The organism is Arthrobacter sp. 'calajunan' (genome assembly GCF_046940185.1).
In the GTDB taxonomy this organism is placed as follows: domain Bacteria; phylum Actinomycetota; class Actinomycetes; order Actinomycetales; family Micrococcaceae; genus Glutamicibacter; species Glutamicibacter soli.
In genome coordinates this window covers 106,589-119,425 of sequence record NZ_JBKZDY010000004.1, presented here as the reverse complement: position 1 = coordinate 119,425, position 12,837 = coordinate 106,589, and the positions used below count along the sequence as shown (strand labels likewise).

Below are 12,837 nucleotides of genomic sequence, written 5' to 3'. Positions count from 1 at the left end.
ACCTCGAAATCCGCAAACCACCCGCATTTCACCGCAATCACAAAGGACCCAACCATGCAGAACAACCCGCTTGCCAGCACACTAGAGAAATCATCGTCGCGCCGCAGCTTCCTTGGCGCCCTCGGCCTCACCGCCCTGGCCATTCCGGCACTGGCGGCCTGCGGGAACTCCTCCACCGCAACCTTCGCGCAGCCGGCCACAAAGGTGCCCGCCGGCTTCGCCGGCCGCCGCAACGTCGTGATCTGGAGCTCCTGGGGAGGCGACAACGGCAAGATGTTCGCCGACCTGATCAAGAAGTTCAACGAGTCGCAGACCGCGATTTATGCGGAGGTCCAGCAGTTCGACGGCTATGACGGAGTGGGCGAGAAGCTCACTGCAGGCCTGCGGGCCAAGCAGGTTCCGGATCTCGCGGTGCTCTCCGACATCCACTGGAACCGCTACTTCCTCTCCGACGCGCTGGAGCCACTGAACAAGTACCACGACTCCAGTTTCGGCCCATCGGTATACACGGAGAACTTCTACAAGGAAGGCACCGTGCGCGACGAGTCCTACTGGGTTCCCTTCGCCCGTTCGACTCCGCTGTTCTACTACAACCGGGATCTCTTCGCCAGCGTAGGCCTGCCTGATCGAGCCCCGGGAACCTGGGATGAATTCCGCAGCTGGGGCAAGGAAGTCACCGGTGTGAAGTTCAAGGGCAACACCATGAAGATGCGCGCCCTGACCGGCGCCGACGACTGGTACTTCAGCGGACTGCTCTGGGCCTTCGGAGGCGCGATCTCCAACGGGCTGGACGTGCGTCTGGACAGCGCCGAGTCGCTGGCCGCCGTGGACTTCGAACGCCAGCTGGTCCACGAGGACAAGAGCATGTACCTGGCGCAGAGCTTCGTCAACGACTTCAGCAACGGCCAGTGCGCCACCGTCACCCAGTCCACCGGCGGGCTGACCAGCGTCACCAAGGCAGCCAAGTTCGAGGTCGGCACCGGCTTCATGCCCAAGGGCCCTGCCGGGACGGGAACTCCTACCGGAGGCGGCGGCCTGTCCGTCCTGCGTCAGATCAGCGACGAGCGCAAGGCCGATGCGGTCGAGGTCCTGCGCTTCCTGGCCAACGACGAAATCTCCTCGCAGTGGACCGTCGGCACCGGGTACCTTCCGGTGACCAAGGGGGCAACCAGCTCCAAGCTCGTCACCGACCTGATGGACAAGAATCCCAACTACCAGGTCGCCGTGGACCAGCTGCAGATCGCCTCGGGTCCGGACGATGTGCGCCGCTACGTCACCTCCGCCATTTCGGAGCTCAAGCAGATGGTGCAGAAGAACTACACCTCCAACGTCAAGCCGGAGGAGCTGGTGAAGCCGGTAGCTGCGAAGCTGCGCGCCGAAGCGGACAAGATCCGCGCCACCTACGAAGAGAAGGTTGCCTAACCATGAGCCAGATGACTGGAATGCGACTTGTCGGGCACCGCGGCGCCATGGCCCATCGCCCGGAAAATACGCTGGAATCCTACCGCTATGCCGAAGAGCTGGGTGTTGCCGAGATCGAGCTGGATATCAGGCTGTCTGCCGACGGCGAGGTGTTCATCCTGCATGACGAGACGATTGACCGGGTTGCCCCCACACCGGGTGCCCTCGCCGGCATCAATGTAGCTACCCTGACGATGGAAGAACTTCGAGGTGTCGATCTGGGGGAGTGGCTGGGTATTCCTACACTCACCGAGGCACTGGACGCCACGACCACCGCCATCCAGATCGAGATCAAGGATCCCCGTGTCGTCCCGGCAGCTGCTGCGATCGTCAATGCCAGGCCGCAGGACTTCGAGCGGCTGCAGTTCACGAGCTTCAACCATGAGGCACTGGTGCAGATCAAGACATTGTGCCCGCAGGTTTCGCGGGGATTCATCCTCGGAGGCACCACCACCCTGACCGACGATGTTGACGCGCTGTTTGGATTGCTGGCCGAAAGCCAGGCGACCTTTGTGCATCTGAATGTCCACGCTGTGCGCGATGCTACGGTGCAGGAGCTCCACCGTAAGGGATACCTGCCCACGCTCTGGCCGCTTCGCGGTCCGGACGACGTGCGTCAGGCCTTGGCGATCGGAGCCGCCGCGGTCTGCGCCGATGATCCGGCGGCCGCCAAAACATGGATAGCCGACATCGTGGCCGAGATTCCTGCATAGCCAGCAGATCCATGGCACCGTCGTTCCGAAGCTCACGCTCACCGAATGGCGGTGCCTTCTGCATATATGCAATGCGCACGAAACGTGCGTGGACCGACGCATCGGTCCGCGCTAAAAACATGCGAAACCAGAAACGAACACGACCCACGAGCCCGGCGCAGACGACGTTGTCGAAGGCTGGCCATCAACAGGGATGCACTGACCGGGCAGTGAAAATCTGCCGCCGAATGTCGGAATCTACCAAGACTGCTGGCGAGAGCCGTAGATGCCCGAAGCGCAGCATTGATCCGCATGGCATTGGAGCCCAGAATGTGACACCGGGGTTTTGCCCTATGACAACTCATCTAGCGTGCGGCAATGTCGTAGCAAATTCGTGAAAATAGGCTTTGACCAGAGGTAACGCGGAGATCCAATTGTTACGCCGGAAACCTGATCTAAGGGATAAATCTCCTACCGTAACAATGTTACGCAACACTCAAGGTTATGAACTTCGCTGATCCTACGATGAATGGGTACCACCTCGTCGCTCCCCGCATTCCACGGTCGGATCTCGGGCGCCCAGCGACATTTTTATGCAGTATTGAAAGGAACCAGTTCTCCCCATGTCTTCGAACTCCCAGAACCCAGTTATCGGTTCGGACCGCGTTAAGCGCGGCATGGCTGAAATGCTCAAGGGCGGCGTCATCATGGACGTTGTCACCCCGGAGCAGGCACGTATCGCTGAAGATGCAGGCGCGGTCGCTGTCATGGCGCTGGAGCGGGTTCCTGCCGATATCCGCGCCCAGGGCGGCGTATCCCGCATGAGCGATCCGGACATGATCGACGGCATCATCAACGAGGTCTCCATCCCGGTGATGGCCAAGGCCCGCATTGGCCACTTCGTCGAGGCGCAGATCCTTCAGTCGCTGGGTGTCGACTACATCGACGAGTCCGAGGTCCTCTCGCCAGCCGACTACGAGAACCACATCGACAAGCAACCGTTCACCGTGCCGTTCGTCTGCGGTGCCACCAACCTCGGCGAAGCTCTGCGCCGCATCAACGAAGGTGCCGCGATGATCCGCTCGAAGGGCGAGGCAGGCACCGGCGACGTTTCCAACGCCACCGGCCACATGCGCAAGATCCGCGCGGAAATCGCAAAGCTCTCGGCCCTGCCGGAAGACGAGCTGTACGTTGCCGCCAAGGAACTGCAGGCTCCATACGAGCTGGTCAAGGAAGTTGCCGCCACCGGCAAGCTCCCGGTAGTGCTGTTCACCGCGGGCGGCATCGCAACCCCTGCCGACGCTGCCATGATGATGCAGCTGGGTGCCGACGGCGTCTTCGTTGGCTCGGGCATCTTCAAGTCCGGCAACCCGGTGCAGCGCGCCGAAGCCATCGTGAAGGCCACCACCTTCTTCGACAACCCGGACGAACTGGCCAAGATCTCGCGCGGCCTGGGCGAAGCCATGGTCGGCATCAACGTCGCCGATGTTCCTGTGCCTCACCGTTTGGCTGAGCGCGGCTGGTAAGCACCTGCTCTATCTGATTGAAACCCCCAAGGCCACCTTGGGGGTTTCGTCGTCTCCTGAATAGCGGTGTGCCTTGAACGCGGGTGTGCCTGCTCTCCGCACGAACGATTGCTGTGGTTGCGATTCCTTGTCCACTCAGACTGGCAACGATATCGTAAAGTCCATCGGACGTTTCAAGGGGGGACCATGTGCCGTTGGCTCGCTTATCTCGGTTCGCCAATAGACATCGCAGACATCCTGCTGCGCCCCAATCACTCGCTGATCGACCAGAGCCTGCACGCGCGCGAACTGTACCTGCCCCACTACCGGCTAGCCGAGGGCTTTGCAGCTCATGCGTTCCCCACGAACGGGGATGGGTTCGGCATGGCGTGGGCCGGGTTGCGGGGAACGCTGGGGCGGTATCGGCAGATCGGCCCGGCCTGGGACAGCCAGAACCTGCGCCATCTGGCGCAGCAGATTCAATCCAACTGTGTTCTTGCTCATGTCCGGGCCGCGCCCGGCGGTACGATCGCCGAGCAGAACTGCCACCCATTCGTCCACGACAGCTGGATGTTTCAGCACAATGGAACGATCCCGGAATTCGCCACACTCAAACGTGAGCTCACCTTCGACGTCGACGCGGCGCTCTACCCCTCCATCCTTGGCAATGCAGACACCGAGGTTTGCTTTTTCCTAGCGTTGACCTATGGACTGGATCAGGATCCTGTGGCGGGCATGTCGCGTATGGTGGCACGGGTGGAACGGGCACGCAACGAGCACGGGATCGCCGATCCGTTCACCGCTACCATGTGCGTATCCAACGGGCAGCAATTGATAGTCCTGCGCTGGGTCAGCCCGGATGCGCAGGGCGTCCAAGCCCCGTCGCTCTACCACGCAACGGGCCCTACCGTGTTGCTGACGGTCGATGGCCAAAATGATCGTTTGCCTGAAAATGCGCAGCTGGTGGTTTCCGAGCCCCTCGAACTGCACTGGAGCAGGCATACATGGCGGGAAGTTCCCAGCGCGTCGATCGGGATGCTGGAAACCGGCCAGCCTGCGCGATTTATGCCGATCAACCTCGACTCCTGAGGGGCCCGGCCGGAGCCGGCAGCGTGTTTAGACTTGGTCCATGGGTGAAATAATCTTTGATGCCGCAACCACGCTCAATGGCTATCTGGCCGATGCCGACCACAGCCTCCAATGGCTATTCGACGTCGGAGGGGATGAACAACCAGACCCGGATCTGTTGCCGCGGGACGTGTCCGTACATGTTGAAGGCGCCAACACGTACCTCTGGGTGCTTGAGCATGAGAAATTCATGGAGCACCCCGCAAAATGGCACACCTATTACGGGGACCGGCCCACGTACGTCTTTACGCATCGCGACTTGCCAATCCCGCAGGGGGCAGATGTCCGGCTGCTGCGTGGTGCGGTAGCCCAGCATCTGGACCACATCCGCAATGCCGCAGGCACTGGCAATATCTGGGTGCTGGGCGGCGGAGAGCTTCTCGGGCAGTTCCTTGACATCGACGAGCTCGACGAGCTGGCGCTGACGATCGCACCGGCAACCGTTGCTGCCGGTGCGTCACTGCTGCCTCGTGCGATAGGCAGCGACCGTCTCAAGCTCGTGGAAGCACGGCAAGCCGGACCGTTCGCGAGGCTGCGGTACCGGGTGCTCAAAAGGGAATGAAGTTCGGCCGCAGCTACGTCAAGGGATGCAAAGCGGCGGGATCGATACCGATTCCGGCCCTTGCCGATCAACAAAGTCTCAAGCAGCTTCTAGGCCCAAGAACGCAGCACCATATGACGGCCTCGCCCAAGGAGCTTCAGGCCGTTGGCCGTGAAGAAATCGGCGCTGGACGGAGTGGCCGCTGCGAGCAATTCGGTCGGGCCCTCGTCTTCGACGGGAGCCAGCGGGTTGATCATCGAACGCGACAGGCCGTGCAGCAGTGCAGTGCCGATGCCCTGACGGCGGAAATCGCTGCCGACGGCCAGCGCATGGACCATCAACTGTCCGCCGAGACCCTGTTGGGCGAAACCGCGGCCGACAATGTTGCCTTCCTCGGTGCGGGCAACCGCATGCTCTACCCGGCGCAACGCCGGGTGGCCACTGGAAAGCTGGGGTGAGGCTTCCCTCCACAGATTCGTGACTGCCAGTTCAGCGGCGTCGGCTCCGGTGGCTTCCGGAACATTGTTGCCAAGGCGGATCTTTCCGTCCCAGCGGTCCATCGGAATGGCCAGCGGCCCCGCATGCCAGGAGACCTGGGCGTTATCGCTGAACCCGGCGGCCTTCAGCTGCGTGGCATCCGCGCCCGAATTCACCCAGGCTTCCACCCGGCGGGCGCCGAGCCGCATGCCTTCGGCCAGGGCGGGGCGCAGGCCTGCAGGTTCCGGGTTTTCCGGGAAGAGCAGCACTAGGCGTCGGCGCACCGGCTGCCAAGCCCATGAGCAGCCGTGGGTGGTAAAAATCTTGCCGCCAGTGGCAACGGCCAGCGCCTGATGCCAGTGGCTCAACGCTTCCTGTGCGGAGGCAATCGTCGTCATTATTCTGCGTTCACCAATCCTCGACGGCGCAGCAGCGGTTCGACCTCTGCATTGCGTCCGCGGAACAATCTGTAGGACTCAAGGGGATCGCGCGTATTGCCGCGCGACAGCAGCTCCTCGCGGAACCGATTACCATTTTCCCGCATTAGGCCACCATTTTCCGCGAACCACTGCACAGTGTCGGCATCGAGCACCTCACTCCAAATGTAGGAGTAGTACCCGGCCGAGTAGCCGTTGGCGAAGATATGCTGGAAGTAACCGGTGCGGTAGCGCGGCGCGATCATCTGCGGATCGAATCCGGCCTCCACCAGCACCTGCTGTTCGAATGCTTCCGGATCGGCGATGACGGTTCCCGGCTCGATGGTATGCCAGGCCCAGTCGAGGACGCTCGCGGCCAGGTATTCGGTCGTCGCGAAGCCCTGCCCCCATAATTCCGAGGCCCGCAAGCTTTCCAGCACGGATGGATCCAGCGGCTCGTCGGTCGCGTAGTGCTTTGCATATCCGCCGACCACATCTTCATGCAGCGCCCACATCTCGTTGACCTGGGAAGGGAATTCCACGAAGTCCCGTGGCACCGAAGTTCCGGAGAGCGAGGCGTACTTCCCATTCGCGAACATCCCGTGCAAGGCGTGCCCGAACTCGTGGAACAGCGTGTTGGTCTCGTCCAGCGTCAGCAGTACCGGTTCTCCGTCCGCTGGCGGGGCGATGTTCAAGGTGTTGGTGACGATGGGGCGCTCATTGAGGAACGATGCGCCGTCGCGCAGCGTCGTCATCCATGCGCCACCCTTCTTGGTGGGCCGAGCCAGGAAATCTCCGCTGTACAACGCCAGTGCGCTGCCATCGGCGTCGAAGACCTCCCAGACACGTACATCAGGATGGTAGCCCGGTAGATCGAATCGCTCGGTGAAGGTGATTCCGTACAATCGGGTCGCGGTGGCAAAGACGCCCTGAACCAGGACCCGCTCAAGCTCGAAGTACTCGCGAAGCGCCGACGTATCTACCGAGAACTTCTCCTGAAGCACCTTCTCCGAATAGTAGCGCCAGTCCCATGCATTGATCGGGCCGCCGGCAAGGCCGGAAAGTATCCCAGCCTCGGCGTTTGCATTGCGCACGGCTGGGGCTGTCAGCTCCGCGAGTCGTTCGGCTACGGCTGCGGTGCTCGGCGCCGTTGCATCGGCGAGCACCGTCTCGGCGTGATTCGCGAAGCCGAGTACCGAGGCTCGTTCTGCACGCAGGGATGCCATTTGTGCCGCGAGTTCCAAGGTCGACTTCAGGCCGCGGGATAGCGACGCCTCGTGAACCTTGCGGCGGGATTCCGAGCGAGCCAGTTGGGAAAGCACAGGCTGCTGCGAAGGCGAAACCAGAGGCAGCAAGAAGCCGTCTGGATACCCGGCGTCAAGAGCAGCCTTGGCCGCCGCAGCTATTGCCGCGTCGCCCAATCCTTCAAGCTCCGCTGCGTCGGCGAAATGCACCGCATGCTTATTCTGGTTTTCCAATGCCAGATTCGAGAACTGGCTGGAAAGCTCCGAAATTTGTTCGTTCAGCTTCGAGAGCTTGTCCTTGGCCTCTGATCCCAAGGCCGCTCCTGCCTGTTCAAATTCCCTGAGGGTCTGTTCGGCCAGTCGAGCATCCTCACCTACCAGAGAATCAAGGTTTAAAGCTTGTAAACGAGAAAACAAAGTTTCGTTCAGGTGAATGGCGTCCTGCTGGCGTGTCATGATGCTCGACATCTCGCTTTGGATCGCACGCAGGTCCTCGGTTCCGTGGGCGGAGAGCACGGTGAAGTATGTCATCAGCGTCCGACGAAGCACCTGACCTGAGGCTTCGAGAGCTACCAGCGTGTTATCGAATGTCGCAGGTTCATTATTGGACGTAATCGCCTCCAGCTCCTCCTGCTGCAATGCGGCGCCCTGGCGCGCTGCAACAACATAGTCTTCCGCGGTAAGCGACTGGAATTCGGGCCATTGATAAGGATTTTGGCTGGGAGAAAGGAGCTGATTCGACATGCCCTAAGGTTCCCATATTGAACGTGACCCAGCTTGCATTGACGCCAATGTCATGCCAAGGGCGAACTGCGATCCACCGGTATGCTGTGGCGTATGAGCTTTCCCTTGCCCATTCGCTTCGCTGCGCTGACCGTATCAATTGCACTTCCTGCGGCCCTGGCATCTGGATGCAGCGTTGCGCCGCAAACACAATCAGGCGCGCTCACATCGACATCTGCCGCACCGACCGTTGAAGCTTCGCAGCCAGCAAAGGACCAGGATGGCCCGAAGGAAACACCAATGGATCGACCCGAGGAGTTGTCCCTCATGGTGACCGGGGATGTGCTGCTCCACCCGCAGTTGCTAGATGAAGCAGAAACCGCTGCCGGGAAATCCGACGGCAATGGCAAAGACTTCGACTTCGAGCCACTCTTGGCTGGCCTCAAGCCATACGTTCAGGACGCAGATGTAGCCCTGTGCAATCTGGAGACGCCGATCGGCACCCCTCCTTATTCCGGATACCCGCTATTCACTGTTCCCTCGCAAATCGTCTCCGATCTCGCCGCTATCGGCTATGACGGGTGCACCACCGCGACGAATCACACCGTGGACGCGGGCACCAAAGGAGTCATCCGAACCCTTGACACTCTGGCAAAGAATGAAATGTTCTCGACAGGAAGCTATAAGAGCAAGAAGGACTCCGAGCAGCCACCCATTATGGACATCAGTGGCGTGAAGCTCGGTGTTGTTGCCACAACGTACTCGTTGAACGGGATGCGCGCTGATTCTGATTGGAGAGTCGACACGGGGGTCAACTCATCGAAACTCATTGATCGTGCGAAATCTGCACGTAAGGCCGGGGCTGACATTGTGGTGGCTGCGGTGCACGACGGCGCGGAGTACACGAGTGCGCCAACTGAGTCCCAGCGAAAACTCGGCCGAGCATTGGCCAGCTCGGGGGAGTTCGATTTCGTCTACATGCACCATACGCACTCGGTCCTGCCGATCGAGAAGTACAAGGGAACGTGGATCGTGTACGGTCTTGGGAACTCGGTCGCAAAGCATGCCACCCCTACGATCCTGAATCGTGAGGGGATCAGTGTAAAGGCAACTTTTGCTCGCGACGGCGAGAACTGGGACGTGTCAAAACTTCAGTGGGTTCCGCACCAGCTAAGCAAAGCGCCGGTGGCATGGTGCCAGGTCGCCACCACAGAAACATGCGTATCCGATGCGGATGCTAATGCGTCACTTCAACGGACGCTGAAGACCGTTGATGCCTACGGAGCCGTTGATGATGGATTGGAGGAGTGGACCCTGCCTTAGTGGGCTTCCGCTCCCTTATTCATTTGCGATCAATTCTTTCTTGGTTCTCCAAACGTCCATCGTTATTGGAGTGCTGGGTACGGCCGCTTGTCCTGGAATACTTTGCCACGGACCCCCATCCACGCTGAATTCACCGCGATATAGTGTGGTGACACCGACGCTGAACTTCCCCGTTTCTTCGAAGATGTGACTTGTAGGCGTCTCATCATGCAATGTGTGTTCTGGACTCGGTTGCCCAGATGAATGCAGCTTTCGGGTAGTTCCGTCTCCGTAGTTCCAATTCCATTGGACAGGGATTGCTCTGATCTTGACATCTGCACCAGATAAGTTCGAGTTGAACTCTTGAGAATCATGGCTTGCCCAGAAATGTGTGTTTCCGTTGCGCAGTGTAAAGCCGTTCGGGTCACTGCTCAATTTAGAAGCTTTAATCGGAAAGGTTCGAAACTTATTGGGTGAGATTATTATTTCCTTTATGATTTGATCATCAGGAATCCTAATTGCAGGCGGATCTCCCGGGCAGTAGCTTAGGTCACGTAACAGATTTCCATCTAAGTCAAATATTTGACGACTAATTGGATATGAGCCATCATCGCATTGCGGTAAGTCTGGGTTGGCGTCGCATCCGAGAATTTCTTGTCGCCCAAGAACGCAAGGATCATAGTCCCTTATTTTGTATCTAGGCCCATCAATTGGTTTGTATTTATTCTCGGGAGATTCGATGTGCCACTCATCAATTTGAATCATTTTAGTCTCATCGCAAATATGGCTTGCATCTTCTCCCTTCATCGACACTTTGTCACGCTCGCAATCTGGCAGTTCCAGTGCTGGGGATGCCCCAACATTGAAGGTTAGAAAAGTTACCGCAATTGCGGTTGTGGAAAGTAGTCTCGTGATCATGACTTACGATCCTCAATAATTATGATCTTCTGAACTTTCCATCCATTGGCGTATTCGATAGCCAGAGTCAACCTCATCGAATCAGTGGATTTCTCAGTGGAGTCCAACTCGTTTGGTATGAAATAAAATTCTGCTTCATCAATCGAATAGGCCATTGATACGGCAGCTTTATTCTTCGCCGACATATATGAATCTGTAACTCTGAATTTGTGTTTCCCCCCTACTTGCCATTTGCCTGAGACCTGCGCTCTCGCTGCAGGGTCGATCAAGTATTCGCCGCAGAGTTCACAAGCTCGCGAAGTGACTCTCTTTAGGGGCGTTGAGTCATTCGATTCAACAAGATAGTTAATTAATTCAAAGTAGTATTCGGCGAAATGTGCGGCACCTTCAGCAGTGTTTTCACTTGCCTGTGCTGGCATTTTCGGAATCGGCACGTTTTCAGCAGGACCTTTTGCTGAGGCGGGTTTATATTCTTCCGTCTCTTTTGGTGAGCTGGATGATGACTGGGTTGGGGCTGCACTGCTGTTCGGTTTTTCCTGACTCTGGGCTGGTGTTGGAGTAGGCGGCGTTTCGGGGCCGGACTCGCATGCTGCGAGTGCGATCGAGCTGGCTGCAAGCAGCGCTACACATGCAATTTTCCGAGCGCTCATAGGAACTCTCCGTAGTCACTAGGATGCCGTAGTGAGCGTCATCCTATGCCCGGCGCTCAAAGATTGGGAGAGTTTTGCTCAAATCTGTGGATAACTGGCGCAAAGCGATGCAGTCGTGCTTACTTGAAAATTCCGGAATCTACTCAAAGCTGCTGGTATGCAATTCAGACCGCGAGCCCACTAGTGGTAGTCAAGTGCGGAAGTGGGCAACGCAGATAGTTGTTTCGAGCGCTTCTGGAGATGCGAAAGAATCGCGACACGCCTGGTAATAAAACCTGTATGAGCAGTGGGGGAGGAATAACGTTGATCCGGCGCTTGCTGGATTGCCTGCGCGCTGTCCCGATGGATTCCGTTTTTTGAGCGTCGAGTCCGTGGGGGATCGATTCAATTGTGAAGGTAGAACCATGCCGCTCTTCGGTGTCCTTGCCCTGCAGGGTGATTTTCGTGAACACCTGGCTTCGTTGACAGAACTTGGTGAAGTCGCTGTGCCCGTGCGTACTGTTGAAGATCTGGGGCGGATCGACGCGTTAGTTATTCCTGGCGGCGAGTCGTCGGTGATTGACCGCCTGTCGCGCATTTATGGTCTCGCTGATCCGATTCGCCGACGTATTGCCGACGGCATGCCGGCCTATGGTTCTTGCGCAGGAATGATCATGCTGGCTGATCGTCTGGAAAATCCCGCCGTTGCCAGCAATGGCGCGGTCCAGGAGACTTTCGGCGGGATCGACATGACGGTTCGTCGCAACGCTTTCGGACGGCAGGTCGATTCGTTCGAGAACCGACTGGATTTCAACGGCGTCAACCTCGAAGCGGTGTTCATCCGAGCCCCTGAAGCGGTGCAGGTTGGCCCGGACGTTGAAGTGATCAGCACCGTACCCGGAGCGGATCCGTCGTCACAAGGTAGAATCGTTGCAGTACGTCAGGGAAATCTGTTGGCAACCAGCTTTCATCCGGAGGTATCCGGAAGCGCTGCCATCCATGAATTCTTCATCAAAATTACGCGAGGAGACGCTTAAAGCATGTCAGGCCACTCCAAATGGGCAACAACCAAGCACAAGAAGGCAGCCATTGACGCCAAGCGCGCCAAGGCCTTCGCGAAATTCATCAAGGGCATTGAAGTAGCAGCCCGTGCCGGCGGTGCCGATATGGCCGGCAACCCTGCTCTTGAACTTGCGGTCAGCAAGGCCAAGAAGAACTCCGTGCCGATCAACAACATCGACCGCGCCGTCAAGCGTGGTGCGGGCCTGACCGGCGAGGTCGTCGACTACACCGAAATCATCTACGAAGCGCGCGGTCCGCAGGGCTCCGCACTGCTGATCGAGTGCCTCACCGACAACAAGAACCGTGCGGCCTCCGAGGTCCGCGTGGGCATCACCCGCAACGGCGGCTCCATCGCCGACCCGGGCTCCGTGAGCTACCTGTTCGCCCGCAAGGGCGTTGTCCGCCTGCCGAAGGGCGAGCTGACCGAAGACGACCTGCTGATGGTTGTCCTGGACGCGGGTGCCGACGAGATTCTGGACGAGGACGACAGCTTCGCCATCGTCTGCGAGCCAAGCGACCTGCGCGCCGTGGCAGCTGCGCTGGATGAGGCCGAAATCGCCTACGAGTCCGACGAAATGGAATTCCTGCCGTCCATGAAGGTGGACCTGGACGTGGACGGGGCCCGCAAGTTCCTGAAGCTGTTCGACGCGCTGGAAGAGCTGGACGACGTGCAGAACGTCTACACCAACGCCGACCTGTCCGACGAGGTTCGCGCAGCGCTGGACGAGGAGAACTAGGG

At 58.9% G+C, this 12,837-nt stretch carries 12 protein-coding genes; 8 read left to right on the top strand and 4 right to left on the bottom strand.

Annotated elements, in window-relative coordinates; all coding sequences use genetic code 11:
• Nucleotides 1-54 precede the first annotated feature (54 nt).
• The 5 genes from RF641_RS07715 (at nucleotide 55) to RF641_RS07695 (ending at nucleotide 5,348) form a co-directional block, all read left to right on the top strand.
• A complete protein-coding gene (locus tag RF641_RS07715; protein ID WP_113606295.1) occupies nucleotides 55-1,422 on the top strand; it encodes an ABC transporter substrate-binding protein in 1,368 nt (455 codons plus the stop codon).
• Nucleotides 1,423-1,424: 2 nt separating this feature from the next.
• Nucleotides 1,425-2,174: a glycerophosphodiester phosphodiesterase gene (locus tag RF641_RS07710; RefSeq protein ID WP_113606294.1), complete on the top strand. Its 750-nt coding sequence runs from the start codon at nucleotides 1,425-1,427 to the stop codon at nucleotides 2,172-2,174.
• A gap of 602 nt (nucleotides 2,175-2,776) precedes the next feature.
• Entirely contained in the window at nucleotides 2,777-3,679 is a 903-nt protein-coding gene (gene pdxS / locus RF641_RS07705; protein ID WP_047119207.1) for a pyridoxal 5'-phosphate synthase lyase subunit PdxS, read from the top strand.
• A gap of 186 nt (nucleotides 3,680-3,865) precedes the next feature.
• Nucleotides 3,866-4,747, top strand: coding sequence for a class II glutamine amidotransferase (locus RF641_RS07700; protein ID WP_424572903.1), 882 nt, complete (start codon nucleotides 3,866-3,868; stop codon nucleotides 4,745-4,747).
• A gap of 40 nt (nucleotides 4,748-4,787) precedes the next feature.
• The gene (locus RF641_RS07695) at nucleotides 4,788-5,348 is read left to right on the top strand and encodes a dihydrofolate reductase family protein (RefSeq protein ID WP_120989401.1); all 561 of its coding nucleotides are present in this window, start codon (nucleotides 4,788-4,790) and stop codon (nucleotides 5,346-5,348) included.
• Between the two features lie 89 nt (nucleotides 5,349-5,437).
• On the opposite strand, the gene RF641_RS07690 is transcribed toward RF641_RS07695, so the two are convergent.
• Nucleotides 5,438-6,202, bottom strand: coding sequence for a GNAT family N-acetyltransferase (locus tag RF641_RS07690; RefSeq protein WP_047119205.1), 765 nt, complete (start codon nucleotides 6,200-6,202; stop codon nucleotides 5,438-5,440).
• Entirely contained in the window at nucleotides 6,202-8,208 is a 2,007-nt protein-coding gene (locus RF641_RS07685) for a M3 family metallopeptidase (protein ID WP_424572902.1), read from the bottom strand. The genes RF641_RS07690 and RF641_RS07685 overlap by 1 nt, the downstream gene beginning before the upstream one ends.
• Nucleotides 8,209-8,301: 93 nt before the next feature.
• Between RF641_RS07685 and RF641_RS07680 the strand changes: the two genes are divergently transcribed.
• Nucleotides 8,302-9,510: a CapA family protein gene (locus RF641_RS07680; RefSeq protein WP_424572901.1), complete on the top strand. Its 1,209-nt coding sequence runs from the start codon at nucleotides 8,302-8,304 to the stop codon at nucleotides 9,508-9,510.
• A 15-nt stretch (nucleotides 9,511-9,525) separates the two neighbouring features.
• Here RF641_RS07680 and RF641_RS07675 read toward each other — a convergent pair whose 3' ends face one another.
• Together RF641_RS07675 and RF641_RS07670 are read right to left on the bottom strand one after the other, a co-directional pair.
• A complete protein-coding gene (locus RF641_RS07675) occupies nucleotides 9,526-10,407 on the bottom strand; it encodes a hypothetical protein (protein WP_424572900.1) in 882 nt (293 codons plus the stop codon).
• On the bottom strand, nucleotides 10,404-11,057 hold the full coding sequence (locus RF641_RS07670) for a DUF6318 family protein (protein WP_147407186.1): 654 nt from the start codon (nucleotides 11,055-11,057) through the stop codon (nucleotides 10,404-10,406). The genes RF641_RS07675 and RF641_RS07670 overlap by 4 nt, the downstream gene beginning before the upstream one ends.
• A 404-nt stretch (nucleotides 11,058-11,461) precedes the next feature.
• On the opposite strand from RF641_RS07670, the gene pdxT reads away from it, so the two are divergent.
• Both pdxT and RF641_RS07660 read left to right on the top strand, forming a co-directional pair.
• Nucleotides 11,462-12,073 (top strand): pyridoxal 5'-phosphate synthase glutaminase subunit PdxT, encoded by a 612-nt coding sequence (pdxT, locus tag RF641_RS07665; protein WP_120989403.1) that lies wholly within the window; start codon nucleotides 11,462-11,464, stop codon nucleotides 12,071-12,073.
• A 3-nt stretch (nucleotides 12,074-12,076) separates the two neighbouring features.
• A complete protein-coding gene (locus tag RF641_RS07660) occupies nucleotides 12,077-12,835 on the top strand; it encodes a YebC/PmpR family DNA-binding transcriptional regulator (protein WP_047119201.1) in 759 nt (252 codons plus the stop codon).
• The last annotated feature ends 2 nt before the right edge of the window (nucleotides 12,836-12,837 follow it).

Bases quoted from the DNA above. Each gene is read 5' to 3' on its own strand.
- RF641_RS07715 (WP_113606295.1), top strand. From the start codon at position 55: ATGCAGAACAACCCGCTTGCCAGCACACTAGAGAAATCATCGTCGCGC.
- RF641_RS07710 (WP_113606294.1), top strand. From the start codon at position 1,425: ATGAGCCAGATGACTGGAATGCGACTTGTCGGGCACCGCGGCGCCATG.
- pdxS (WP_047119207.1), top strand. From the start codon at position 2,777: ATGTCTTCGAACTCCCAGAACCCAGTTATCGGTTCGGACCGCGTTAAG.
- RF641_RS07700 (WP_424572903.1), top strand. From the start codon at position 3,866: ATGTGCCGTTGGCTCGCTTATCTCGGTTCGCCAATAGACATCGCAGAC.
- RF641_RS07695 (WP_120989401.1), top strand. From the start codon at position 4,788: ATGGGTGAAATAATCTTTGATGCCGCAACCACGCTCAATGGCTATCTG.
- RF641_RS07690 (WP_047119205.1), bottom strand. From the start codon at position 6,202: ATGACGACGATTGCCTCCGCACAGGAAGCGTTGAGCCACTGGCATCAG.
- RF641_RS07685 (WP_424572902.1), bottom strand. From the start codon at position 8,208: ATGTCGAATCAGCTCCTTTCTCCCAGCCAAAATCCTTATCAATGGCCC.
- RF641_RS07680 (WP_424572901.1), top strand. From the start codon at position 8,302: ATGAGCTTTCCCTTGCCCATTCGCTTCGCTGCGCTGACCGTATCAATT.
- RF641_RS07675 (WP_424572900.1), bottom strand. From the start codon at position 10,407: ATGATCACGAGACTACTTTCCACAACCGCAATTGCGGTAACTTTTCTA.
- RF641_RS07670 (WP_147407186.1), bottom strand. From the start codon at position 11,057: ATGAGCGCTCGGAAAATTGCATGTGTAGCGCTGCTTGCAGCCAGCTCG.
- pdxT (WP_120989403.1), top strand. From the start codon at position 11,462: ATGCCGCTCTTCGGTGTCCTTGCCCTGCAGGGTGATTTTCGTGAACAC.
- RF641_RS07660 (WP_047119201.1), top strand. From the start codon at position 12,077: ATGTCAGGCCACTCCAAATGGGCAACAACCAAGCACAAGAAGGCAGCC.